Source organism: Acinetobacter sp. CIP 101934 (assembly GCF_000369585.1).
In the GTDB taxonomy this organism is placed as follows: Bacteria; Pseudomonadota; Gammaproteobacteria; order Pseudomonadales; family Moraxellaceae; genus Acinetobacter; species Acinetobacter schindleri.
The window spans coordinates 2,027,340-2,049,999 of sequence record NZ_KB850094.1 but is presented as its reverse complement, the minus strand read 5'-3'; the positions used below and the strand labels follow the sequence as shown (position 1 = coordinate 2,049,999).

The window sequence follows — 22,660 nt, the reverse complement described above, 5'->3', positions numbered from 1 at the left end:
CGGTTTTTTTAAAGATGCTGAATATTAATTCTTTTTACGGTCCAGTTGTGGATCTTTAATCTCAACAAAGGCATTACTGCGGGTCTCACGTAACCAGCTATCCAGTTCTGTATCAAACTGACGTTCGCCTAAAAGCTGACGTGCCATACGTTCCTGGTATTCTGAAGTCATATCCTGTTGGCGCGTATCTGTCACCTGTAGAATATGCCAGCCAAACTGAGACTGGAACGGTTCACTGATTTGGCCCACAGGTGTTTTTTTCATACGTTCTTCAAATTCTGGGACCATCACACCTGGATTCACCCAGCCTAGACTACCACTGTCACGTGCTGAACCAGGATCATTGGAGAAGGTAGCCGCCAGTACGGCAAAGTCTTCACCATTTTTTAGGCGGGTATACAGACTGTCAATCATCTGTTTGGCATTTTCAGGACTCACTACTTCCGAAGGCTGAATCAGAATATGACGCGTCTGATATTGTTGTACGAGTGCACGCTTTTCACCCGCTTTACGATCAATCAGCTTAAGAATGTGAGCACCATCGCGGGCTTCAATCAGTTCAGAGGTTTGACCAGGCTGAAGGCTGGTTACACGTGATGCGAGCTCATCTGGAATATCTGAAATATTACGGAAGCCCATGTCAGCAGCTTCAACTTTGACACCATTTTTGGAGTATTTCTTCTCAATTGCTTTCAGGTCGGTAGAGCTTTCTAACTCTTTCTTTACCTCTGCTGCAACTTGAGCTGTATTGTCACCAGAAACACGGACATGTTGTACATGAACCTGACTACCGAGTAATGCCTGACCTTGCGGGGTTTTCAGGAAGTTTTCCACATCCTGATCGCTGATTTTGATACGGGAAGTCACAATCTGTTGACGTAAACGGTTAATCGCAAGGTCTTCTGCGATACGGTTACGTAGAGCAGCATAAGTATTTGGTGCAATTGAATCCAGCTTTTGCTGGAAAGCTTCCAGGCTGGAAGAACCAGAGTCGCGTGCAACTTTTAATACTGCATCATTAAGCGCTTTTTCATCAGGACGAACATTATAACGCTTTACCTGTTCAAGTTGAGCCTGACGTAAAATCAGTTGCTCTAAGGCTTGTTGTTGCAGGATTTGTTGTGACGGTGCAGGCTTCTTTTGCTTTTCGAGTTGATGAGAAATCTCTGCAATGCTTTGATCCAGGTCACTACGAAGAATCACGCTATTGTCGACAACAGCTACAACTTCATCCTTGGTCTGTGCAACAGCAAAAGTAGGTATTGCTGCAGAAAGGCATAGCGCAAGTGTGGTTGCTTTAAAAAAATGTTTTAACTGTTTTGTCTTCATTAACGTTCTGTCCAAGTCTGATTGATATTATTAAAGCCCAGAATACGGTTTTCCAGTAGTGATGCCAATTTATTGTTGAATCCACCTAAGCCTCTAAGGCTGAGTTCTGCCATGATCATGCGTTTTGGTTTAACACCCGCTTCATTGATGTCATCCAGATCATTGTAATATGAGCGGCCATAGACGGAAACACCCCAACAGCATGACTCATAGTTCACGCCAAGTAAATATTCACGTGCAACGTTGTTTTCCAGATCGTATTGAGCATGACCAATCAGACGCCAGTTATTGAAAACAGGCTGAATGAATGAACCAACCACCTGATCATAGCTTTTTTGACGGTCAGTAATTTCTTTGCGATAGAAATAGCCTACATTGTAGAGATTACCTTGTTCACCAGTGTAATAGGCTTGCACATCGCGCTGTGCATTCTGACCATTCGACATCCATGCTGAGTTAAAGTTGACATGGAAATTATTGGAAAGCTGGCTGGATAGTTGAATTACAGGACCAGTATGCGTTTCACGGTCATATTCATCAATATCCCGTTCTAAAGTCACGCGACGGTCTTCGAAGAAGAAACTTTGGCCTATACTGGCACGCAGGCGTTCTAAACCAACATCATTGAACAGGCTGTAGCTTAAGCCTACGGATGCAAAGTTATTGTCTTCTAAACGGTCATGACCATAGAAACGACGTGGGCTGAATAGCTGATCATAGCTGATCGAAGCATTCACTGAGTCAAAATTTGGCTGATCTTCTTGATTCTCGTAAGGTGCGTAAGCATAAAACAGACGAGGTGTTAGTGTCTGTAAATAGCGTCCTTCTTTTTCAAAAATCAAACCAGCATCGAGAGTGAATTCTGGCACTACAATAGATTTATCTTCACTTGAAGAATTAGTTTGGTTCTGGTCTAAAAGATCAATCGTGTCCTTGTCATAGAAGGTATTAATGTTGCGCAAGGACAATTGAGGAAGCAGGAATAAACCAGGTGTTCGATGATTATAGCGAACTGCTAGATCGTTATAGATACGTGTACCACTCGGTTCGTAACTGCCTGTAGCTGGATTTATATTATTAACATCTTTTTTGAAATAGGCAGTATCGTGATTGGCTTCGAATTGCCAACCGAGCGGGTTGCCCGTTTTATAGTTGACTAGGAATTGTGGCAAACGCGCATAAGGACGGTCTTCATCTGCAACTTCTGGGTCTAGGGTCTGGAAATCTTCTACTTTTAACTGTGCTTTCAAGCCTGGAATACCATTTTTATAGTTAATTTCCCAAGCACGACGTAAATTCAGATCAGTTTTAGAATTTGGATTATTATTGAGATCTGAGAAGAAGTCTTTATCTGAAGCATAGTTATATTCAAGATTGGTTGAGAACTGCTCGTTAATCTGCCAGTCATGACGGAAATGCAGGTCTTTACGGTCTTGATCATCATAGCTACGATCTGAAGGTAAAATGCCCCCCCAGATTTGACCATAGCCAAAGTTCTCGGTTAAATAACGGAACTGACCATCCAGCATTGCACCACGGTCAGCGATATAACGTGGTGTAATGGTAGCATCGTAATTTGGTGCTAGATTTAAATATACTGGAACGCCCAGTTCTAAGCCACCATCATTGGTAAAACCAAAACTAGGGGTCAGAATCCCGGTGGTGCGACGATCATCAATCGGGAAGTTAAAATAAGGTACTGCAAGAACAGGCACATCTTTAACGTATATTTTGGTATTACGAGTTTCACCACGCCCAGTTTCCTGATTTAACTTGATACGATCTGCCTGAATTTTCCAGGTTGGCTTCTGTTCAGGTGGGCAAGTAGTATAGGTCGCATTTTCCAGTTCAACTGTTTCAGTGGAGGTTCTGGCGATTTTTTCTGCACGTCCATGCGCATGTTGTTCTTCTGCAATATAAAAGCTGTTATTTAAGTCGCCTTGTTGGGTTTTTAGGTTGTAATTAATGTCATCACTTTGTGAGAGCAGACCTGCTTGTGCCAGCTGTACTCGACCTTGAGCTTTTGCGTAGGTCTGGGTCTGGTCAATGGTCACTTGATCTGCACGAATCTGACGACCTTGCTGATCAATGATGACATTGCCTTCTAAGTAAGAATCGCCATTCGGATTATAGTGGCCATAGTCAGCAGTAACGGTAGAAGTCGCTTGATCTGGAGCAACTGCTTCAACTGCAGGTGAAACCGGAGTAATCCAGGTGCCTTGACAATAGGCAGAACTTAAATACTGTCCCTGTCGTTGTTGTGCTTCAGGCGTGGATTTGTCAACATAATATTGAGAGAAAAATGCTTCACCAGGATAGGTTTCCTGTAAGCTTTGTTTAAGCTGCTGATTGTTGCTGTTGGATGAGTCATTTTCTGCAGCATAGCTTGAAATTGAGCTACCACATAACAAAGTTAAGATCGCAGTCGCTAAAGGATTATATTTAAACTGATGCTTCATTTGTCTCATTAACCAATCATGCTTTTATCGCAATTAATTATTGTCGCATCATAGAGAAAAAGTTGATAAGTAGCTACACTTAGCACTTTAAAAACTCAGCCTGTACTAGAATTTATTGCAAATGAATACTCAACGCGAACAATTGATACAATCTTGGATTGCTTCTGTACTCGGTTCAGATCAATTTGAAACTCATTTTTTAGCAGGCGATGCCAGTTTTCGTCGTTATGCACGAATCAAACTGAATAATAAAACATTTATGCTAATGGATGCACCACCAGAAAAAGAAGATTGTGTGCCTTTTGTGACGATAGATGAATTTTTTGATGCGAATGGTGTTCGCGTGCCGCACATTGTGGCGAAAGATCTGGAAAATGGTCTATTACTGCTCGAAGATTTCGGCAATGTGATGCTGTCTGATCTGCTTAATGACGCCACTGTCGATGCTTATTATGAACAGAGTTTTAAACAGTTAGTTCAGTTACAGTCTATTCAAGGCCAAGGTCATTTTCCTGAGTATTCTTATGAAAAACTGATCTCGGAAATGGAATTGCTGACTGACTGGATGTTGCCCGCTTTAAAAGTCATTCCGACCGCAGCGGAAAGTGCGCTGATTAAGCGTACCTTTGCCATTCTGGCGAATGCAGCATTAGCTCAACCTCAAGTGATTGTGCACCGTGATTTCCATAGCCGTAACCTGATGCAGATTGCAGGTGAAACAGATCTGGGCGTGATCGATTTTCAGGATGCAGTCATTGGTGCGGATACTTATGACCTGATCTCGATTACCCGCGATGCCTATGTACAGTGGAATGCTGACCGTGTCTATCGCTGGTTTGAAACTTTCTACAATTTATTGCCGGCTTCTGCCAAAGAGGGTCGTGATTTTGGACAGTTCAAGAAAGATGCCGACATGATGGCCATTCAACGTCATATCAAGATTTTAGGTATTTTTGTGCGCCTGTTTGAACGTGATGGTAAATCGGGATATTTGAAAGATTTGCCGCGTGTGATGTGGTATCTGCTGGAAGAAAGTAAACCTTATGCAGAATTGCAGCCGTTTATGCAATTTATCAATGAGCGCGTATTGCCAGCTTTTGAAGAAAAATATGGTTCATATGAGGTGGCTGCATAAATGAAAGCGATGATTTTGGCTGCAGGCCTAGGTAATCGCATGCGCCCTTTAACGCTGCATACACCAAAGCCACTTTTGGAAGTAGGTGACAAGCCTCTGATCGTCTGGCATATCGAAAAGTTGACGGCGATCGGTGTGAATGAAATCGTCATCAATACCGCATGGTTAGGTGAAAAACTTGTGGAAGCTTTGGGTGATGGTTCGCAGTTTGGTGTCAAGATTTTATGGTCACATGAAGGTGAGGGACTGGAAACTGCTGGTGGTATTATCAACGCTTTGCCTTTATTAGGGGATCAGCCTTTTATTCTGGTGAATGGTGATGTCTGGACCACCATGGATTTTGCGCCATTATTGACAGTGGAGCTGGGTGAAAACCTGGCACATCTGGTGTTGGTGCAAAATCCACCTCAGCACCCACAAGGTGATTTTAGCCTGGCTGAAGGTAAAGCTTATACCTTTGATCAGAATGTTCAGGGTGAAAATCTGACCTTTAGTGGTGTCTCTTTGATTGACCCGAAAATGTTTGCAGGTCTGGAAGCAGGTAAGTGTCCACTGGCGCCATTACTCAAAGAGGCGATGCTGGCAAATCAAGTCGCTGCCTCAAAGTTGATTGGTGACTGGGTTGATGTAGGGACGCCAGAGCGTTTGGCTGCACTGGATGCTGAAATTCGTGAAGGGAAATATGCTTAAGTGAATATTCACTAAGCACTCCCTACTGTGCCAATATAGAGAAAGCGGTATACTTTCTTCTAATTTTTTCGAGCGTTAATTGTTTATGCATACGTTTTTTCAGGAATTAAAGCAGGGTAGCCAGGCTTTAGGTTTAGCATTGAGTGATGAAACTTTAAATTTATTACTCAAGTACCAAGACGCTTTGGTACTGTGGAATAAGGCATACAATCTGACTGCCATTCGTGATCCGAAAGAAATGCTGGTCAAGCATCTGCTAGACAGCTTAAGTATTTTAAAGGATTTGCCATCAGGCCGTTTGCTCGATATTGGTACCGGCGGCGGGATGCCGGGCATGATCATTGCATTATGTCAGCCGGAACGTAACTGCGTACTATTAGATTCAAATGGCAAGAAAATCCGTTTCCTGAAGCAGTTTATTGCTGACTTGAAGCTAAAAAATGTGATTGCGGTGCAAACACGCGTTGAAAATGAAGACAGTATTAATGAACTCGGTCAGTTTGATGTGATTACCAGTCGTGCCTTTGCATCATTGACCGATTTTGTAGATGCATCAAAACCTTATATGCATGAGCAAAGTATTATTGCATCGATGAAAGGTTTAATTCCTGAAGATGAAGTTAGTGCTTTAAAAGATGAATTTAGTTGTGAGATTATTGAACTTAAAGTTCCGCGCTTAGACGAACAACGTCATTTACTTTTATTAAAACGTATTTAAGATTTTCAAAGGAATTGGGGTCAACATGGCACAAATTATTGCGATTGCAAACCAGAAGGGTGGCGTTGGCAAAACCACAACCGCAGTAAATTTGGCGGCATCTCTCGCAGTATTAAAAAAACGTGTGCTGCTTGTGGATATGGATTCACAAGGTAATGCTACGATGGGCTCGGGCATTCAGAAAAATGATTTACTTTATTCAGTAACGGATGTGTTGCTTGGTGAAGTGCCGATTGAAACGGCAATTACTAAGGCGGAAGTTGGATATAAAGTATTAGGCGCTAACCGTGATCTGGCAGGTGTAGAGCTGGCAATTGCCGAACAGGAAGGCCGTGAATTTATTCTGCGTGATGCCCTGCAGGAAATTGAAAAATCATTTGATTATATTATTGTAGATTGTGCACCAAGTTTAAGCCTGATTACCGTGAACGCCTTGGCTGCCGTCGATGGCGTGATTATTCCAATGCAATGTGAGTATTATGCATTAGAAGGATTGGCTGATTTGACTCAGACCATTGACCGGATTCAGCAGGCTTTAAATCCTGATCTGCAAATCGTGGGTGTATTACGTACCATGTATGATGCGCGTAATGCACTGACACGTGATGTCTCTGAAGAATTACAACAATATTTTGGCAAGAAACTTTACGATACCGTGATTCCACGTAATATCCGTCTGGCTGAAGCACCAGCACATGGTTTGCCAGTGATTTATTTTGAAAAAAGTTCCAAGGGTGCAGTTGCTTACCTCAATCTGGCGGCTGAAATGTTAAAGAAAAGCAAAGTGAAAAAAGGAAGTAAAGCATGACCGTGAAGAAACGTGGACTCGCCAAAGGTCGTGGTTTGGATGCATTACTGGGGTCAATTCAAAAAGAAAAATTACAGCTTGAAGCACAAGGTCTGGATCATGGTCAGCTGAAGCAGATTGATGTGAATCTGTTGAAACGTGGCGAATACCAGCCACGTCGCTATATCAATGAACAGGATTTGCAGGAACTGGCTGCTTCAATTGAGAAGCATGGCATCATGCAGCCGATCGTCATCCGTCCGGTAGATGATGAACGCCATCCTTATGAAATTATTGCGGGTGAGCGTCGCTGGCGTGCAGCACAATTGGCAGGCCTTACAGAAGTTCCTGCGATTGTACGTGATCTGAATGATCAGGTGGCAATTGCGCTGGCTTTGATTGAAAATATCCAGCGTCAAGATCTGAATCCAATTGATCAGGCAATGGCGCTGCAACGTTTCCATGAAGAATTTGGTCTGAGCCATCAGGAGATTGCCGATACAGTAGGCAAGGCGCGTACGACAGTCAGTAATTTACTGCGTTTGCTGACCTTAGCTGAAGAGGTCAAAGACTTTATGCAGCAAGGGCTGTTTGATATGGGGCATGCGCGTGCGATCCTGACTTTGAAAGCCAAAGACCAGCTGAAAGTGGCTGAAATGGTAATTGAGAAGAGCCTGTCCGTACGCCAGACTGAGCAATTAGTGCGTGATTTTAATACTCCAAAACAGGATAAACCAAAGCCAGTCGTAGCGCCGGATATTCAACAACTGACACAACGTCTGTCAGAACGTTTTAGTGCAGAAGTAAAAATTGATTATAACAAGCAGGGCAAAGGCAAACTGGTCATTAGCTATCATTCACTGGAAGAGCTAGACGGTATTCTTTCGATCCTGGATGACGAATAAAACTTGATTCTTGATTGGGGATAAATCAGATGTGGGAATTGGTAAAAGCAGGTGGGTGGCTGATGCTACCCCTCGTATTATGTTCGATTTTCATGGTGGCCATCTCGTTAGAGCGATTTATTCGCCTGAAAAAGAGCCTGATATTACCTAAAGCGCTTTTGATGGGTCCCGGGCAAAATGCCAATCAGGTGATGCAAAAACTAAATGTAGATAAATCCCTGCAAGGGAGTACATTAGGCCGTGTTTTTGCAGCAGGTGCTGCCAGCCAGCAACAGACCGAGCAATATGCACGTGCCCAGATGGAAGTCGTTGCTTCGCAGGAAATTGGTTATCTGGAAAGAAATATTAATTTTTTGGGAACTTTAAGTGCAGTTGCACCTTTGCTGGGTTTGCTCGGTACAGTGATCGGAATTATTGAATCTTTCCTCATGATCGATGTGGGTACCACCAGCGATCCAGTACTGATGATGCCGGGGATTTCCAAGGCGTTAATTACGACAGCTGCCGGGATGCTGATCGCGATCCCTGCCTTATTTGCACATCGTTATTTCCAGCGTCTGGTACAGGAATATGTGGCCGAGCTGGAGCAGCAGGCCACTTTATTTCATGCTGACCTGTTTTATTCGCATGCTTCAGAAGCGGATGAAAGTCTTCAGAAGGCGAGCTGAGGTGAGTCATGAAATTCAAACGCAATCAGGTTGAAGATGTTCATATCAACCTCACTCCGATGATTGACTGTCTGTTATTTATCTTGGTATTTCTATTGCTTTCTACGACTTTCAGTCAACTCAGCCGTATGAATTTGACCTTGCCAGACGCGCAAGGAGTTCCACCGAAAAACTTTGATCAAAAGGTTGAAGTCACTGTGGATGCAAATGGGCACTATGCAGTGAATGGGCAGTCATTGGCGAGCAAAGAAGTGGCTGATTTAAATACCGCAATTAAACAGATTTCTAACGAACGACGTGATTTAATGTTCGTGATTGCTGCTGATGCAAAAGCAGCACATCAGGATGTGATTCGCGTTATGGATGTTGCAGGGCAACTTGGCTTTGTGAACATCAACATCAGTACGAAAGTACCTACCCGAGGTTATTAGTGAAGCAAGATTTAAAAGTCTATTTACGTCTTCTCAGTTATTTAAAACAATTTTGGGGATTGGCCTTACTGGTTATCCTGGGTTTTGCCATCAATGCTGCAACAGAAGTCTCCGTTGCCAAGTTGCTGGAATATATTATTGAAGCGATTCAGACTCGTGATCAGGGTTTTACAACGATCTTCCCGTTTCTGGTGGTCTTGCTGATCTTTTTCCGCGGTGTAGGTTTGTTTTTGGGTGGCTATTTTACTGCAGTCATTTCCCGAAATCTGGTCTTTAATATTCGTCAGGAAGTCTTTGCCAAGCTGATGCGTCTGCCTTCGCAATATTTTCTGGATAATACCAGTGGTCATATTACTGCTAAAATCATGTATAACGTTGAGCAGCTGACTGCTGCCTCAAGTGATTCACTTAAAGTGATTGTGCAGCAAGGTTTAATCACAATCGCGCTGATTGGCTATCTGCTTTATACAAACTGGCGTTTAACGTTAATTATTCTGATTTTTGCACCGATCATTGGTCTGCTTATTCGCAAAGCTGCACAGCGTATGCGTAAGCTGTCCAAGCAAGTGCAGAACACCATGGGGGATGTGAACCATGTGGTACAGGAATCTGTAAATGCCAATATGGTGGTAAAAGCCTTTGGCGGTCAAACGTACGAGCAGGAACGTTTTAGAAAGCACTCTCTAGAAAACTTGCGTCGTGGCTTGAAAATGGTTGTGGTGAAAGAGCTCAACAGCCCGATCGTACAGCTCATTATGTCTATTGCGCTGAGTATTGTCATGTTCCTGGCTTTGCGCCCGGAAATTTTACGTGACACGACTGCAGGTGAATTTGTCGCTTATATTACCGTGGCAGGTATGTTGTCTAAACCGATCAAGGCACTTACTGAAGTCAATGAAAAAATTCAGCGTGGTATGGCGGCAGCTTATTCAGTGTTTGAATTACTGGATATGCCGGAAGAAAAAAATGCAGGTACTTTTAAAGATACTTTAAAAGGTAATATCCAGCTGAAAAATGTGAACTTGACTTATTCTGATGGGTATCAGGCATTAACCGATCTGAATCTTGATGTAAAAGCCGGACAAACAGTAGCATTGGTAGGTCGCTCAGGTGCAGGTAAAACTTCACTGGTGAACCTTTTAATGCGCTATCAGGAAGCAAGCTCCGGTCAAATCCTGTTTGATGGCAAAGATATTGAAGATTTTGAGCTGAATGCTTTGCGTACCCAGATTTCGATGGTAAACCAGCAGGTGGTGCTATTTAACCGTACCGTGCGTGAAAACATTGCTTATGGTCAGCTGGAAGATGCTGCAGAAGAAGATATTATTGCCGCGGCTAAAGCTGCTTATGCCCATGATTTTATTATGGCTTTGCCAAATGGTTATGATACTGAGCTGGGCGCACAAGGTCTGAATCTGTCTGGCGGTCAGCGCCAGCGTATTGCGATTGCGCGTGCTATTCTGAAAAATGCACCAATTTTAATTCTGGATGAAGCAACCAGTGCGCTGGATAATGAATCTGAATACTTCATTCAGCGTGCTTTTGATGCGGCAATGCAGGATCGTACCACTATCGTTATTGCTCACCGCTTATCTACGATTGAAAATGCCGACAGTATTGTTGTCATGGATCAAGGTCGCATTCTGGAGCAGGGGACCCACCAGGAATTGATCAACCGCAAGGGTGCTTATTACCAGTTGCATCAACGCAACTTCGAGGAACAATAAGTATGTCACTGGCACAGGTCATTCAGGATGCCTGGAATACACAGGCTAAATGGCTGATTGTATTTCGACCATTGTCCTGGCTGTACCAGATCGGATTTAGCTTAAATAAAGCCTTATATGATAAAGGTTTTAAAGCAAGTTATACCGCACCTGTACCTGTGATGGTGATTGGTAATATTACTGTGGGTGGGAGTGGGAAAACTCCATTACTGATCCATTTGGTTGAATATCTAGAAAAACAAAATGTCCGGGTTGGCGTGATCAGCCGGGGTTATGGAGGTAAAGGTCCATTTCCTTGCTATGTCGATACGCAGGCGACCGCAGAAAGTGTGGGGGATGAACCCACACTGATTGTCCAGTCGACGGGTGTACCGATGGCTGTTGGTCCTAATCGTCAGCAGAGTATAGAGCTGCTATTGTCCAAACATAATCTGGATTTGATTATTTGTGATGATGGTTTACAGCATTGGGCTTTGAATCGTCAGATTGAGTGGATCGTACTGGATAATAATCGTGGTCTGGGCAATCAGAAACTTCTGCCTGAAGGTTATTTACGTGAGCCGGTTGAACGTCTAGAAACTGGTACTGTAATTGAACATACGGCTTATCCGCAATCTGACTTGCATATGCATTTGGCTCCCTCACAGCCTTATTTACTCAATCGGGCAGGGTCGCAGACTTTTGATCCAAACTTACCTTTTTATGCCGTCGTCGGGATTGGTTTTCCACAGCGTTTCTATCAGACCTTGGAAAGCCTGGGTATTCAGCAATTCCAGTGCCATGAATTTCCAGATCATCATGACTATGAAATTGAAGATCTGCAGTTTGAAGATAATTATCCGATCATTACCACTGAGAAAGATGCAGTAAAGATTATGACTTTACTCAAACAGAATCCGGAATTTAATCGTGATATCTGGGTGGTGCCTGTTGAGGCAATATTATCGCCAGCCTGTTATGCGACCTTGCAGCAACAACTTGGTGAATACGGTATTTCTATTTCTTAAGGTTTATTCATTATGAAACACATTGTTATTCCTGCACGCTTTGCCAGCTCACGTCTGCCGGGTAAACCTTTATTAGAGATTCATGGTCATCCAATGATTCTGCGTGTGGTTGATCAGGCGCGTAAAGTAGAAGGTTTTGATGATCTATGTGTGGCGACGGATGATGAACGTATTGCAGCAGTATGTCGTGCTGAGGGTGTGGATGTTGTCATTACTTCACCTGATCATCCATCGGGAACCGACCGCCTAAGTGAAGTAGCAAAAATTAAAGGTTGGGCAAGTGATGATATTATTGTCAATGTGCAAGGCGATGAACCGTTATTACCTGCGCAACTGGTTCAGCAGGTGGCTCAGCTACTGGTCGATCAGCCAGAATCGTCTATGTCGACACTTTGTGAGCCGATTCATCAGCTTGAAGAATTCCAGCGTGACAGTATCGTGAAAGTGGTGATGTCAAAGCACAATCAGGCGCTGTATTTTAGCCGTGCAACGATTCCTTATGATCGTGATGGAGCAAAACAAGCTGAGCAGAAACTGCATGATCAGGCCTATCGTCATTTGGGGCTGTATGCTTATCGGGTGAAGTTGCTTCAGGAATATGTAACCTGGGAAATGGGTGTTCTGGAAAAGCTGGAATCTTTAGAACAGTTACGAGTGCTGGAAAATGGTCACCGTATTGCCATCTCTGTTGCTGAAGTGAGTTTGCCCCCTGGTGTAGATACCCAGCAAGATCTGGATCGTCTGAACCAGCTTGATCCATCTGTATTCGCCTAATTTGAGAATTTAGCATGCCGCTTGATGCCACCGCAGAAATTTATCCTTGGCAACAACAAGTCTGGGATACGCTTACTGGGCGTTTTCCCCAGCTTGGGCATGGACTACTGTTTTATGGCAAAAAGGGCTGTGGTAAGGAAGCTTTTACCCAGCAATTTCTGGCATGGGTACTATGTCAAAATCGTCATATACGCAATTTGCCATGTGGTGAATGTGGCAGTTGTCAGTGGCTTAAAGCAGATACTCATCCCAATTATGTTTACATCAGTACCGATGAAGACAACAAAAAACAGAATGCCAAAATCAAGATTGAAAAGATCCGGGATTTATTGCCATTTGTGCAGCAAACTGTTGATGGTTGGCGTGTTATTGTCATAGAACCCGCTGAAGCACTGAATATTGCCTCTTCCAATGCTTTGCTGAAAACCCTGGAAGAGCCAGGTGAAAATATTGTCATTATGCTGCTGGCTGATCATTACTTAAAATTACCCGCGACAATTCGCAGCCGTTTACAGCATTTTGCATTGGATCGCATTACATCAGATCAGGCCACAAATTATTTAAACGAATATTTACCGGATGCAGGATCTTCCCAACAGCAATTATTAATGAATCTGGCCAATCAGATGCCGTTGCAGGCGATTGAAGTGGCTCAGAGTGCCTGGATGCCGATGCGTCAGGATTTTTTGCAAGACTGGAAAAAACTGGTCATAGAAAAAAATATGCCGATCGCAATTGCGACGCGATGGAACAAAAGCCTAAGTTTTAATGATTTTGGGCAGATGTTTGAATACTTGTTGTCGGATTTGATTTGTGTCAAGCTAAATCAAGCCGTTAAAAACATCGATTTGGAATTTGATGTATTGGCTGAATATTATTCATTAGAACAGCTTTTTGATATTTATGGGGAATTTCAGCATTCCAAACAGTATCTGGAACAGAATGTACAAAGCAATCTGGTTCTGGACCAACTCTGTATTCGACTGATGAATCTTTAACGAACAAGGAGAAGAATATGCAATCACGTATGGGGGGTATTATTCAAGCGAATATTCCTGATATTGAAACTCTATTTGCCAGCTATATGCCATTTGTTGCAGGCGGCGGTCTTTTTATTCCTTCCAATCAGACAGTAAAGCTCGGGGATGAAGTTTTCGTCCTGACTACTTTACCTGAACAATCACAAAAAATTCCTTTAACCGGTAAAGTCATCTGGGTATCACAAAAACAAAATGGCATTAAACCACAAGGTTTTGGTATCCAGTTAAGCGGTGATAAAGGCATTTTCTTTAAAAATGAGGCAGAACGACTGATTACGGGGCTTAAATCTGCAGGGCGTAGAAGCTACACTATGTAGATTCTCCCTGCTGAAAAGGACTGCACCGTGTTTGTAGATACGCATTGTCATTTAACTTTACTCGACCTAACGCCTTACAGCGGTGATCTGGATCTGGCATTGGCACAGGCACGTGAAGCAAGTGTTTCCAGGTTTATGAGTATTTCGGTAGATCTTGATGATCATATCGAACTGGCCAAGATTGCGGCGCGACATGCTGATGTAGGCTATACCGTAGGTGTGCATCCTTGTGAAGATGCTGCAACCATGGCGCGCGCAACTACGGATTATCTGGTTGAACTGGCACAGCCAGAAAAAGTTTGGGCTTTAGGTGAAACAGGTCTAGATTATTTCCATAGCACTGATTTTATCCAAGAACAGAAAGAATGTTTTGCACGCCACATCCATGCTTCACAAGTCGTGAAAAAACCGGTGGTGGTCCACACCCGTTCAGCCAAGCATGACACAGTAGATATCATTCGCGCTGAAAAATCTACACATGGCATCTTGCACTGTTTTACCGAAGACTGGGAAACAGCCAAAGCAGTTCTTGACTGTGGTTATTATGTCTCTTTCTCAGGCATTGTTTCTTTCAAAAATGCGCAGGATTTACGTGATGTGGCAAAACAGGTTCCACTGGATCGCGTGTTGATAGAGACAGATAGTCCTTATCTGGCACCCGTGCCTTATCGGGGTAAATCAAATGAACCGAAATACGTTCCATTTGTAGCCAAAGCCTTATGTGATGTATATGATAAGAGCTTGGAAGAAATGGCTGCAATCACAATGCAGAATTTTGAAAATCTTCTAAGTTTTAAGTAATACGAATTAAATAAGAGCAGAAGAGAGTTATAGGGTGAAGATGGATCGTCAGGCTCAGTTTCGAGCAAGAGAAACCTTGATTTTTCAAGTGGCAGAACAGCTGCTACTTGAAAATGGTGAAGCCGGTATGACGCTAGATGCGTTGGCTGCAGAACTGGATTTGGCTAAAGGCACACTCTATAAACATTTCCAAAGCAAAGATGAGCTGTACATGCTGCTCATTATCCGTAATGAACGTATGCTGCTGGAAATGATCCAGGATGCGGAAAAGGCTTTTCCAGAACATTTGGCTTTCTTCATGTTGCATCATCTGCATCATCCGGAGCGTACGGTACTGTTTCATCAGATTGAGGAGCGCTTATCGACGACTGGGGTGGGTATTCAGCAATTATTTACTGAGCTTTACCAGATCCGGAAACAGCGTTTACGTCTGATTATTCGCATGACAGAAAGCTATCTGGAATCAATTCAAAGCAGTATGCCAGTACGTGATTATCTTGCTTCGATCTGGTCGCTAACTCATGGTGCAGCTGCAATCCTGAACTCCAGTTTCTATCAGCGTTACCTTGGTTCTCGTGATACTTTACGTGTGGCCTATATCGACCAGGCTCTGGCTTTACCCAAAAAAATTAATTCGGTTGAGCAGTTTGCTTAAAGGCATTCCATGAAAATCCAGTCTCTATCATCAAATCGTGGTTTTACACTCATTGAATTGATGGTGGTGATTGTCATTATGGGAATTCTGGCATCTCTGGTGATGCTGAATATAGGTGGGGTAGATCAGCGTAAAGCGATGCAGGCACGTGAAGTGTTTATGCTGGATTCACAACGCATTTTACGTGAAGCGAATGATCAGGCGCGGGTGCTCGCCTTGCAGACCCAGCCGGCAACGGATGTCAGCCCATTTCAGTACACTGTGGTGGAATATCAAAAAAATTCTGCCAATACTGATTTTAGCTTAAGTAGCACATCACAGAAATGGATTCACTATACTGAATTTAAGACCCAAGCTTTGCCAGATAAAGTATCTTTGCAGATTCAGCTCTTGGACCAGCGTTATGAAAATGCACAAAACCGGGATTTGACCATGCAGGATGCGCCAAAATTGATTTGGCTCGGCAATGGGGAAGTGAAGCCGGTACGGATTCAGTTTTATCTTGATAATAATGAAGTCGGCTCTGCGATTGAAATCGACCACCTGGGTAAAATCAATGAAATTTAAATATTTCAAGCAAAGTGCTGGAGCTGATGCAATCAAGTCATTTAAGACGAGTACTGATCGATTTCATTATGTGTACCTCGAGCATAGCTCTTTATCTTACACAGCGGTGAAGCAGCATTACACTCATCGCAGTTCCTCAAGCACAGCTTTCGGACTTTCTTGTGCGACAATGCCGCTCAAGTCGAGTATTGCTCGATTTAATCGTATGCACTCCGAACAGAGTTCGTCATCTTGCGCTCGAACGAAACGTTGTTTTGTTTATCGCTGCTCCTCAAGCATAGCTTTCGGACTTTCTTGCGCGACGATGCCGCTCAGGTCGAGTGTTACTCGACTTAATCGTGCCTCAGGTTTTACTTTGCTGGAAGTCATGGTCGCACTGGCAATCTTTGCTACCGCAGCCATGGCACTGACTAAAGTGGCAATGCAATATACCCAGTCGACTTCCCATGCCATCTTACGCACCAAAGCTCAGTTTGTTGCTTTAAATGAAGCAGCACAAATGGAAGTCAATCAGGAATGGCTAACAGGAACTTCATCCCGGCAGATTACCCAGCAGGGTGAGTCCTGGCAGATTGATAAGAAATCTGAACCAACTATTAGCCCAAATGTACAGCGTGTTGATATTCAGGTCGGTATTGTCGATGCTGATACTGGGCAACTGGAATCTGGTGTCAGTAGTCTGGTGTTTTTTAATCATCGGGTGAATCAGATACAATGAAAAAAAATGGATTTACCCTGGTTGAGCTGCTGGTTGCGATTGCGATCTTTGCCGTATTGTCTGCATTAGGATGGCAGGTCTTTGATCATATCCGGGTCACGCGCGATCAAAATACCCTTCATGAACAAAAGTTAAATCAATTACAGCAGGGCTATCAGCAGATTCTGCGTGATATGGTGCAAACAGTACCCTTAACCGCAAATGTAAATGGTGATATTCAGCCAGCTTTAGTATTGCAAGATGGTCGTTTTAATTTTAGTAAGACTGGTGTTAAGGATCCACTGGAACAAGGCATTGCACCGGATGAGCGGGTAGAATATCAATATCGGGCGGATGAGCAAAAAGTCTATCGGCTTAAATTCAGGAACCTGAACCAGACCGGACGCGATCAACCGGAATCGAGCATATTGCTGAGCGATGTAGAACAGTTTCAAATTACTGCACTGAATCCAAATGAAATCACACAATGGCCGGAAAGTGGACTGGATTTAAATCGTACTGAAAACAAGCAGCTTTTACCGAAAGGCATCAAGATCAATCTGATTGTACAGGGTGTGCAATATGAATGGTTGTTCAGTCTGCTGAACACAGATTATCTGTCAAATAATACCAATAATATAGGCAGCTCATAGGATCGAAGTATGAAGCAGCAACAGGGCATCGCATTAATAACCATTCTGGTGATGGTTGCACTGGCAACCATCCTGGCGGCAACGATTGCCAAACGTCAGGCTGCGACTGCGGAAAGTACAGCTTATCTGATGCGCCAGAATCAGTCCTTGATGTATGCCAAAAGTGCTGAAGCCTTCTTTTCCGAATTGCTTGTAAATGACGCTGAAAATGCCGCTGATATTGATCATCTGAACGAAACCTGGGCACAACAGATGCCTCCTTTTCCTGTGGATGATGGCTATATTGCTGGCAGGCTAGAGGATGAGTCGGGCAAGTTTAATCTGAACAGTCTGGTGGCTGAAGATGGAACCGTAAATGAACCGGCGAAAAAATGGTTTGAACTGATTTTGAAACGGGTTGGATTACCGGAACAATTAAGTGAAGCAGTGATTGACTGGCAGGATCAAGATGAACTGCCAATTGGTGCTATGGGAGCAGAATCCATTCATTATCAAGGTTTGCCAAATGCTGCATTGCCACCCAATGCCAATTTTCATAGTATAGAACAACTCAAGCTGGTACGAGGTTTTGAAGAGAGCCGCTATAAACTGCTGCTAAAATACGTAACGGCAGCCCCGCTAAAGGATACGCAAGTGAATATCAATACGGCACCAGCGGCTTTGCTGGCAAGTCTGGATGACAAGCTGGATGTGAATGCTGTGCAACAAGCTTTGGATCTTAAATTTGGTAAACAGGAGCACTTTGCTAATGTATCTGAACTTTGGCAAGTTGCTCCTTTTGATCAGATAGCTGCTGAAAATCGTAACCAGTTTGCCACATTATTGGGCGTAAAGTCCCAGTTCTTTAAAGCACGGATTGAAGTGATGCTGAGTGAACGTAAGCGTCAGTTTAGCAGTGATCTGATACGGCAAGATAAGCAAGTCTATGTCTCGTATCGCAGTATGGCGCCATTTTAAATTATATTCATACTTCAGCCAGAGTGCGTAGAAGCTGTATATGATCCGTTTTGTCTATTAACGTGAACTGCAAAATTAATCCTCCTTCTTCTAGTTTTGCTTTATAATTGTAGTGAATTCACCTATTTTTTGACGACATTACGGCACATGTTAATTCGTAAGCTATTTAAGTTTGAAAATGCTCATATCGTGCGAAATTGCACATCGGATCGCTGTAAGCGTTCGATCCATGGTCATAGTTATAAAGTAGAATTATTACTGAAAGCCTCTAAGCTCGATCATGGTCAGATGGTATATGACTTTGGCTTGCTAAAAGGTGTCATTAAGGACTTTTTTGATTCATTCGATCATGCTATCTGCTTTTGGCAGGACGATAATCCCGAATACATTCAGGCCTGCAAGAATTTTAGTGCACGTTGGGTGTCATTGCCAGTATCGCCGTCTGCTGAACAGTTCTCGCGTATTTTCTTCTTTTTAGCGCAGCAAGTGCTGGCTTCAACCATTACCCAGAATGGTGAAGGAGATGTCGAGGTGTATTCCGTGATTGTGCATGAAACCGATACCGGTTACGCGCAAAGCTTTTTGGAAGATATCGAAAATGAGCAAATGGGGCTACTTAACCTGGATCAGATTGAATTTTCTGAACAGGTACAAGCTGAATGGACTGATCCTGATATGTTCAGCAAGTTGAAACAGGGGATTCCATTCCACAATCCAACCGTAGACTTACAGGTAAAAGTTTAAGCTGTTTCAGTTTTAAACTGCATGACATCAATTTAGGATGAAAAAATGTCTTTATTAACTGAACAGCAAATTGCAAAACTGAATAAAGTCCAGCTGGATGAAAGCTGGAAATATAGCCTGAGTGATTTTTTACTCGGTGCAAAAATGGATGCACTTAAAAATTTTCTGATTGAAGAAAAAAAAGCAGATAAAGTTATTTATCCACCGAATCATCTGATTTTTAATGCGCTAAATACGACACCGCTGGATCAGGTGAAAGTGGTGATTTTAGGGCAAGATCCTTATCATGGTCCAAATCAAGCACATGGCTTGAGTTTCTCGGTGCAAAAAGGGGTTGCATTGCCTCCATCTTTGCGTAATATTTTTCATGAGTTGCACTCGGATCTGGGCGTGCCTATTCCTAAACATGGCAACTTGACCCATTGGGCAGAGCAAGGTGTATTGCTCCTGAATGCAGTATTAACCGTAGAAGCGGGCCAGCCGACTTCACATCAAAAACGTGGCTGGGAAGAATTTACTGATCACGTGATTGATGTCATTAATGAACAACGTGAAAATGTAGTCTTTATTCTTTGGGGTGCTTACGCGCAGCGTAAAGGACAACGCATTGACCAGAATAAACACCTTGTACTTAAAGCCGCACACCCGTCGCCGTTGTCGGCAAACCGTGGCGGATTCTTTGGTTGTAAGGTATTTTCCAAAGCAAACAATTATCTTAAACAACATGGCATTGAGCCTATAGATTGGCAGCTGGACGCATGACATATTCTCCTGTATCAAAACAATATCACTCGGATCTGATTGTCGAAGAAGCCCAAAATGGATGGCGCATCGTTCGATTAAATCGTCCGAAATCACTACATGCACTGGATGAAACCATTGCATCGGCCTTGCTTGAGGTTTTTGAAGATTTTCATCACGATGACAATGTAAAAGCAATCTGGTTCGATTCGACTACCCCTAAAGCATTCTGTGCAGGTGGGGATGTACGTAAATTGCGTCAGTTAGTCATTAATGACGAAGTTGCAACTGCGAACAAATTCTTTGAGCAGGAATATGCTTTAGATCTGTTGCTACATAACTATGCCAAACCAGTGCTGGTATGGGGTGAAGGTTATGTGATGGGTGGTGGTCTAGGTTTATTTATGGCGGCACCGTTCCGTCTGGTAACGCCATATTCCCGTCTGGCCATGCCTGAAATCAATATCGGTCTGTATCCAGATGTTGGTGCAACGCGTTTCCTAGCAGACCGTGGTGCGATTGGTTTATTTACCGGTTTAACTGGTTCAATCATGACTGCGGCTGGTGCTTATGGTATTGGCTGGGCAACCCATATCTGCGATATGCAGCGCGATGCCGTTCTGCACAAAATGGTCAATGTTGACTGGGATCATTATCCGGCGGGAGATTTCCGCGCTATTGATGATACGTTAAACAGTATGCATCGTCCTGTAGGGCCTGGACCATTGCAAAATTCACTTGATGTTATTCATAGTGTCTGCCGTGGCGTTAATTTTGAACATGATTATGAAGCTATTGTTGGTTTAAGGGATGCGCGCAGCGACTGGCTGCGTCAAGCCAGTGAAAATCTTCAAAAAGGCTCTCCAGCAACTGCTGCTTTAACTTGGCTATTATGGCAATGGGGTAAACAGGTACATTCCTGGAATGAAGTTTTTGAGCTGGAAATCCAGATTTCTGACTGGAAAATTCGTCATCCGGACTTTGTCGAAGGTGTGCGTGCACGTCTGGTCGATAAGGACCTATCTCCGGAATGGGAGAAAGGTGCTGACCTGAGTCTGAAAGGTATCTTTGGCAATAATCCGCCAGTTACTCAAATTGACAGCTGGAATGCGCTATTAAGACAGTATGGTGTCATTAGCTGATTCATGACTGAATATATTAAAACCGATGCAGAATGGATGCAGTTTGCCTACGAGCAGGCTGCATTAGCGGCAGCGCAGGGAGAAATTCCTGTGGGTGCAATTATTGTCAGTAATAACCAGATTATTGGTCAAGGCTTCAATTCTCCAATTTCATTGAATGACCCTACCGCACATGCAGAGATTGTGGCCATTCGTGAAGCCTGTCAAGCTATTCAAAACTACCGTCTACCTGATGATGCAGTTCTCTACGTGACTTTGGAGCCTTGCACCATGTGTGTAGGGGCACTGGTACATTCACGGATTTCCCGCGTGGTTTTTGGTACCACAGAGCCGAAAGCAGGCTCACTGATCAGTGCACGTAAGCTCTTTGAAACTGGCTACTACAATCATGTTTTTGAGTTTGAATCGGGATGCTTGCAAGCTCAGTGTGCCGGGCAGCTCAGCGATTTCTTTAGAATGCGCCGGGAACAGAAAAGACAATTAAAGTTACAAGAAAGGCAAATGAATGCTCAGAATCAGGCCTGAATTCTGTTTAATATTAACCCTTAAAAATAACAACCCCAACCAGGACTTATGATGAACGCCATACAAGTAAAAAAAGAATTTCCTGCACCTTTAGCGCAGGTGTTTGACCTGTTGTCTAAACACGCAACTTATAATGTAGCCTTTGCCCCGATTCAGGTGGAACGTATCAAGGATTCTGCGGATCCTGAACGTCCTGATGGTCTGGGGTCAATTCGTAGCCTGGGCATTGGGCCGATCAAACCGTTAAAGGAACAGATCACACTGCTTGAGCCGAATTCGCGGATTGAATATAAAATTATTAAAAATCCGCTGGTGAAACATCACTTGGGTATTATTGAGTTTGAAGCAGTTTCAGATGATAAAACGCTGGTGACCTATACTATTGAATTACAGACTCGTGCACCCTTTGTCAGCAAATTAATCCTTGCACAGCTAAAAGCAGGGATTAAACTAGGCTTCGCGAAACTCGCAAAATCTGTTTAAACAACAATGGAAAAGCAATGACAGTTCAAATTATTACCATTGATGGACCAAGTGGTTCGGGCAAGGGGACACTCGCTGCGAAAATTGCAGCACATTACGGTTTCCATCTGTTAGATTCAGGTGCGTTATATCGCCTGCTTGGATTGTCATTGCAGCAGCAGGATTTGCTGGACTCATTAGATAATGAACTGGAAAAATGCGTACACATTGCTACAAATTTAGACATCCAGTTTACAAGTACTGCAACCGGAATACAGGTATGGTTAGAAGGTGAGGATGTGACCCATACTATCCGTACTGAACGTGTTGGTGAGTTTGCCTCAAAAGTTGCCGCAATTCCTGAACTTAGAGCTGCTTTAGTGGGTCGTCAGCATGCTTTTGCACAAGAACCAGGTCTGGTGGCAGATGGTCGTGACATGGCAACCAGTATCTTTCCGAATGCCCAAGCCAAGATATATTTGACCGCATCGGCTGAATCACGTGCGAACAGACGAGTAAAGCAGTTGCAGGGCATGGGGCTGGATGCTAAAATAAGCGACATTTTAGCTAATATACAGGCTCGAGATAAAAGAGATATGGAACGCACGGTCGCTCCGCTCAAGCCGGCAACAGATGCTTATATCATCGACAGCTCAGAACTGGGTATCGATGAAGTATTTAATCTGATGACCGCTTATATCGACAGCCAGTTAGCTCATTAACCGAATT

The 22,660-nt window shown here is 43.4% G+C and carries 26 protein-coding genes; 24 read left to right on the top strand and 2 right to left on the bottom strand.

All coding sequences use genetic code 11. The annotated features are described in order from the left end of the window. Positions 1 to 24 precede the first annotated feature (24 nt). The gene (locus F899_RS10075; RefSeq protein WP_004892764.1) at positions 25 to 1,329 is read right to left on the bottom strand and encodes a peptidylprolyl isomerase; all 1,305 of its coding nucleotides are present in this window, start codon (positions 1,327 to 1,329) and stop codon (positions 25 to 27) included. Then, positions 1,329 to 3,788, bottom strand: a complete 2,460-nt coding sequence (locus F899_RS10070; protein WP_034434044.1) for an LPS-assembly protein LptD — start codon at positions 3,786 to 3,788, stop codon at positions 1,329 to 1,331. Before F899_RS10070 ends, F899_RS10075 begins: the two co-directional genes overlap by 1 nt. Before the next feature lie 121 nt (positions 3,789 to 3,909). Between F899_RS10070 and F899_RS10065 the strand changes: the two genes are divergently transcribed. From F899_RS10065 to cmk, 24 genes are all read left to right on the top strand, one after another. After that, entirely contained in the window at positions 3,910 to 4,923 is a 1,014-nt protein-coding gene (locus F899_RS10065) for an aminoglycoside phosphotransferase family protein (protein WP_005222545.1), read from the top strand. Then, on the top strand, positions 4,924 to 5,613 hold the full coding sequence (murU, locus tag F899_RS10060; protein ID WP_005222544.1) for an N-acetylmuramate alpha-1-phosphate uridylyltransferase MurU: 690 nt from the start codon (positions 4,924 to 4,926) through the stop codon (positions 5,611 to 5,613). It abuts the gene before it with no gap. A gap of 85 nt (positions 5,614 to 5,698) precedes the next feature. Further along, positions 5,699 to 6,331 (top strand): 16S rRNA (guanine(527)-N(7))-methyltransferase RsmG, encoded by a 633-nt coding sequence (rsmG, locus tag F899_RS10055; protein WP_005222543.1) that lies wholly within the window; start codon positions 5,699 to 5,701, stop codon positions 6,329 to 6,331. A gap of 25 nt (positions 6,332 to 6,356) precedes the next feature. Further along, positions 6,357 to 7,139: a ParA family protein gene (locus F899_RS10050; protein WP_004815561.1), complete on the top strand. Its 783-nt coding sequence runs from the start codon at positions 6,357 to 6,359 to the stop codon at positions 7,137 to 7,139. Continuing rightward, on the top strand, positions 7,136 to 8,023 hold the full coding sequence (locus F899_RS10045) for a ParB/RepB/Spo0J family partition protein (RefSeq protein ID WP_005222541.1): 888 nt from the start codon (positions 7,136 to 7,138) through the stop codon (positions 8,021 to 8,023). Before F899_RS10050 ends, F899_RS10045 begins: the two co-directional genes overlap by 4 nt. A gap of 29 nt (positions 8,024 to 8,052) precedes the next feature. Next, positions 8,053 to 8,691, top strand: a complete 639-nt coding sequence (locus F899_RS10040) for a MotA/TolQ/ExbB proton channel family protein (RefSeq protein ID WP_005222540.1) — start codon at positions 8,053 to 8,055, stop codon at positions 8,689 to 8,691. 8 nt (positions 8,692 to 8,699) lie between these two features. Continuing rightward, positions 8,700 to 9,122 (top strand): ExbD/TolR family protein, encoded by a 423-nt coding sequence (locus F899_RS10035; protein WP_004815566.1) that lies wholly within the window; start codon positions 8,700 to 8,702, stop codon positions 9,120 to 9,122. Next, positions 9,122 to 10,849, top strand: coding sequence for a lipid A export permease/ATP-binding protein MsbA (gene msbA, locus F899_RS10030; protein WP_005222538.1), 1,728 nt, complete (start codon positions 9,122 to 9,124; stop codon positions 10,847 to 10,849). Before F899_RS10035 ends, msbA begins: the two co-directional genes overlap by 1 nt. A gap of 2 nt (positions 10,850 to 10,851) precedes the next feature. After that, positions 10,852 to 11,856 (top strand): tetraacyldisaccharide 4'-kinase, encoded by a 1,005-nt coding sequence (gene lpxK / locus F899_RS10025; protein WP_005222536.1) that lies wholly within the window; start codon positions 10,852 to 10,854, stop codon positions 11,854 to 11,856. A gap of 12 nt (positions 11,857 to 11,868) precedes the next feature. Continuing rightward, positions 11,869 to 12,630, top strand: a complete 762-nt coding sequence (gene kdsB, locus F899_RS10020; RefSeq protein ID WP_005222534.1) for a 3-deoxy-manno-octulosonate cytidylyltransferase — start codon at positions 11,869 to 11,871, stop codon at positions 12,628 to 12,630. Between the two features lie 14 nt (positions 12,631 to 12,644). Then, complete coding sequence (locus tag F899_RS10015) at positions 12,645 to 13,628, top strand: hypothetical protein (protein ID WP_005222532.1); 984 nt, start codon at positions 12,645 to 12,647, stop codon at positions 13,626 to 13,628. Between the two features lie 17 nt (positions 13,629 to 13,645). Next, positions 13,646 to 13,987: a PilZ domain-containing protein gene (locus F899_RS10010; RefSeq protein WP_005222530.1), complete on the top strand. Its 342-nt coding sequence runs from the start codon at positions 13,646 to 13,648 to the stop codon at positions 13,985 to 13,987. Between the two features lie 27 nt (positions 13,988 to 14,014). Then, positions 14,015 to 14,788, top strand: a complete 774-nt coding sequence (locus F899_RS10005; protein WP_005222522.1) for a TatD family hydrolase — start codon at positions 14,015 to 14,017, stop codon at positions 14,786 to 14,788. 40 nt (positions 14,789 to 14,828) lie between these two features. Further along, positions 14,829 to 15,443, top strand: a complete 615-nt coding sequence (locus F899_RS10000) for a TetR/AcrR family transcriptional regulator (protein ID WP_004892793.1) — start codon at positions 14,829 to 14,831, stop codon at positions 15,441 to 15,443. A gap of 9 nt (positions 15,444 to 15,452) precedes the next feature. After that, entirely contained in the window at positions 15,453 to 16,010 is a 558-nt protein-coding gene (locus F899_RS09995) for a type II secretion system protein (RefSeq protein WP_005222521.1), read from the top strand. 169 nt (positions 16,011 to 16,179) lie between these two features. Next, positions 16,180 to 16,728, top strand: coding sequence for a type II secretion system minor pseudopilin GspI (gene gspI, locus F899_RS09990; RefSeq protein WP_171063882.1), 549 nt, complete (start codon positions 16,180 to 16,182; stop codon positions 16,726 to 16,728). Beyond that, positions 16,725 to 17,360, top strand: coding sequence for a type II secretion system minor pseudopilin GspJ (gene gspJ, locus F899_RS09985; protein ID WP_005222519.1), 636 nt, complete (start codon positions 16,725 to 16,727; stop codon positions 17,358 to 17,360). Before gspI ends, gspJ begins: the two co-directional genes overlap by 4 nt. Positions 17,361 to 17,369: 9 nt before the next feature. Beyond that, positions 17,370 to 18,317: a type II secretion system minor pseudopilin GspK gene (gspK, locus tag F899_RS09980; RefSeq protein WP_005222518.1), complete on the top strand. Its 948-nt coding sequence runs from the start codon at positions 17,370 to 17,372 to the stop codon at positions 18,315 to 18,317. 147 nt (positions 18,318 to 18,464) lie between these two features. Next, on the top strand, positions 18,465 to 19,061 hold the full coding sequence (locus F899_RS09975) for a 6-pyruvoyl trahydropterin synthase family protein (RefSeq protein WP_004892805.1): 597 nt from the start codon (positions 18,465 to 18,467) through the stop codon (positions 19,059 to 19,061). Positions 19,062 to 19,106: 45 nt separating this feature from the next. Next, positions 19,107 to 19,823 (top strand): uracil-DNA glycosylase, encoded by a 717-nt coding sequence (ung, locus tag F899_RS09970; protein ID WP_005222516.1) that lies wholly within the window; start codon positions 19,107 to 19,109, stop codon positions 19,821 to 19,823. Further along, positions 19,820 to 20,944 (top strand): enoyl-CoA hydratase/isomerase family protein, encoded by a 1,125-nt coding sequence (locus F899_RS09965; RefSeq protein WP_005222514.1) that lies wholly within the window; start codon positions 19,820 to 19,822, stop codon positions 20,942 to 20,944. The genes ung and F899_RS09965 overlap by 4 nt, the downstream gene beginning before the upstream one ends. 3 nt (positions 20,945 to 20,947) lie before the next feature. Next, a complete protein-coding gene (gene tadA / locus F899_RS09960) occupies positions 20,948 to 21,469 on the top strand; it encodes a tRNA adenosine(34) deaminase TadA (protein WP_004815596.1) in 522 nt (173 codons plus the stop codon). Positions 21,470 to 21,520: 51 nt separating this feature from the next. Further along, a complete protein-coding gene (locus tag F899_RS09955) occupies positions 21,521 to 21,952 on the top strand; it encodes an SRPBCC family protein (protein WP_004892812.1) in 432 nt (143 codons plus the stop codon). Between the two features lie 17 nt (positions 21,953 to 21,969). Beyond that, positions 21,970 to 22,653, top strand: coding sequence for a (d)CMP kinase (cmk, locus tag F899_RS09950; RefSeq protein WP_004892814.1), 684 nt, complete (start codon positions 21,970 to 21,972; stop codon positions 22,651 to 22,653). The last annotated feature ends 7 nt before the right edge of the window (positions 22,654 to 22,660 follow it).

Coding starts and splice junctions, on each gene's coding strand:
- tadA (WP_004815596.1), top strand. CDS start 20,948: ATGACTGAATATATTAAAACCGATGCAGAATGGATGCAGTTTGCCTAC.
- F899_RS10050 (WP_004815561.1), top strand. CDS start 6,357: ATGGCACAAATTATTGCGATTGCAAACCAGAAGGGTGGCGTTGGCAAA.
- F899_RS10070 (WP_034434044.1), bottom strand. CDS start 3,788: ATGAAGCATCAGTTTAAATATAATCCTTTAGCGACTGCGATCTTAACT.
- F899_RS10000 (WP_004892793.1), top strand. CDS start 14,829: ATGGATCGTCAGGCTCAGTTTCGAGCAAGAGAAACCTTGATTTTTCAA.
- lpxK (WP_005222536.1), top strand. CDS start 10,852: ATGTCACTGGCACAGGTCATTCAGGATGCCTGGAATACACAGGCTAAA.
- kdsB (WP_005222534.1), top strand. CDS start 11,869: ATGAAACACATTGTTATTCCTGCACGCTTTGCCAGCTCACGTCTGCCG.
- F899_RS09975 (WP_004892805.1), top strand. CDS start 18,465: ATGTTAATTCGTAAGCTATTTAAGTTTGAAAATGCTCATATCGTGCGA.
- gspI (WP_171063882.1), top strand. CDS start 16,180: ATGCCGCTCAAGTCGAGTATTGCTCGATTTAATCGTATGCACTCCGAA.
- F899_RS10040 (WP_005222540.1), top strand. CDS start 8,053: ATGTGGGAATTGGTAAAAGCAGGTGGGTGGCTGATGCTACCCCTCGTA.
- F899_RS09965 (WP_005222514.1), top strand. CDS start 19,820: ATGACATATTCTCCTGTATCAAAACAATATCACTCGGATCTGATTGTC.
- cmk (WP_004892814.1), top strand. CDS start 21,970: ATGACAGTTCAAATTATTACCATTGATGGACCAAGTGGTTCGGGCAAG.
- F899_RS10035 (WP_004815566.1), top strand. CDS start 8,700: ATGAAATTCAAACGCAATCAGGTTGAAGATGTTCATATCAACCTCACT.
- rsmG (WP_005222543.1), top strand. CDS start 5,699: ATGCATACGTTTTTTCAGGAATTAAAGCAGGGTAGCCAGGCTTTAGGT.
- ung (WP_005222516.1), top strand. CDS start 19,107: ATGTCTTTATTAACTGAACAGCAAATTGCAAAACTGAATAAAGTCCAG.
- F899_RS10075 (WP_004892764.1), bottom strand. CDS start 1,329: ATGAAGACAAAACAGTTAAAACATTTTTTTAAAGCAACCACACTTGCG.
- F899_RS09995 (WP_005222521.1), top strand. CDS start 15,453: ATGAAAATCCAGTCTCTATCATCAAATCGTGGTTTTACACTCATTGAA.
- F899_RS10045 (WP_005222541.1), top strand. CDS start 7,136: ATGACCGTGAAGAAACGTGGACTCGCCAAAGGTCGTGGTTTGGATGCA.
- gspK (WP_005222518.1), top strand. CDS start 17,370: ATGAAGCAGCAACAGGGCATCGCATTAATAACCATTCTGGTGATGGTT.
- F899_RS09955 (WP_004892812.1), top strand. CDS start 21,521: ATGAACGCCATACAAGTAAAAAAAGAATTTCCTGCACCTTTAGCGCAG.
- F899_RS10065 (WP_005222545.1), top strand. CDS start 3,910: ATGAATACTCAACGCGAACAATTGATACAATCTTGGATTGCTTCTGTA.
- murU (WP_005222544.1), top strand. CDS start 4,924: ATGAAAGCGATGATTTTGGCTGCAGGCCTAGGTAATCGCATGCGCCCT.
- gspJ (WP_005222519.1), top strand. CDS start 16,725: ATGAAAAAAAATGGATTTACCCTGGTTGAGCTGCTGGTTGCGATTGCG.
- F899_RS10015 (WP_005222532.1), top strand. CDS start 12,645: ATGCCGCTTGATGCCACCGCAGAAATTTATCCTTGGCAACAACAAGTC.
- F899_RS10010 (WP_005222530.1), top strand. CDS start 13,646: ATGCAATCACGTATGGGGGGTATTATTCAAGCGAATATTCCTGATATT.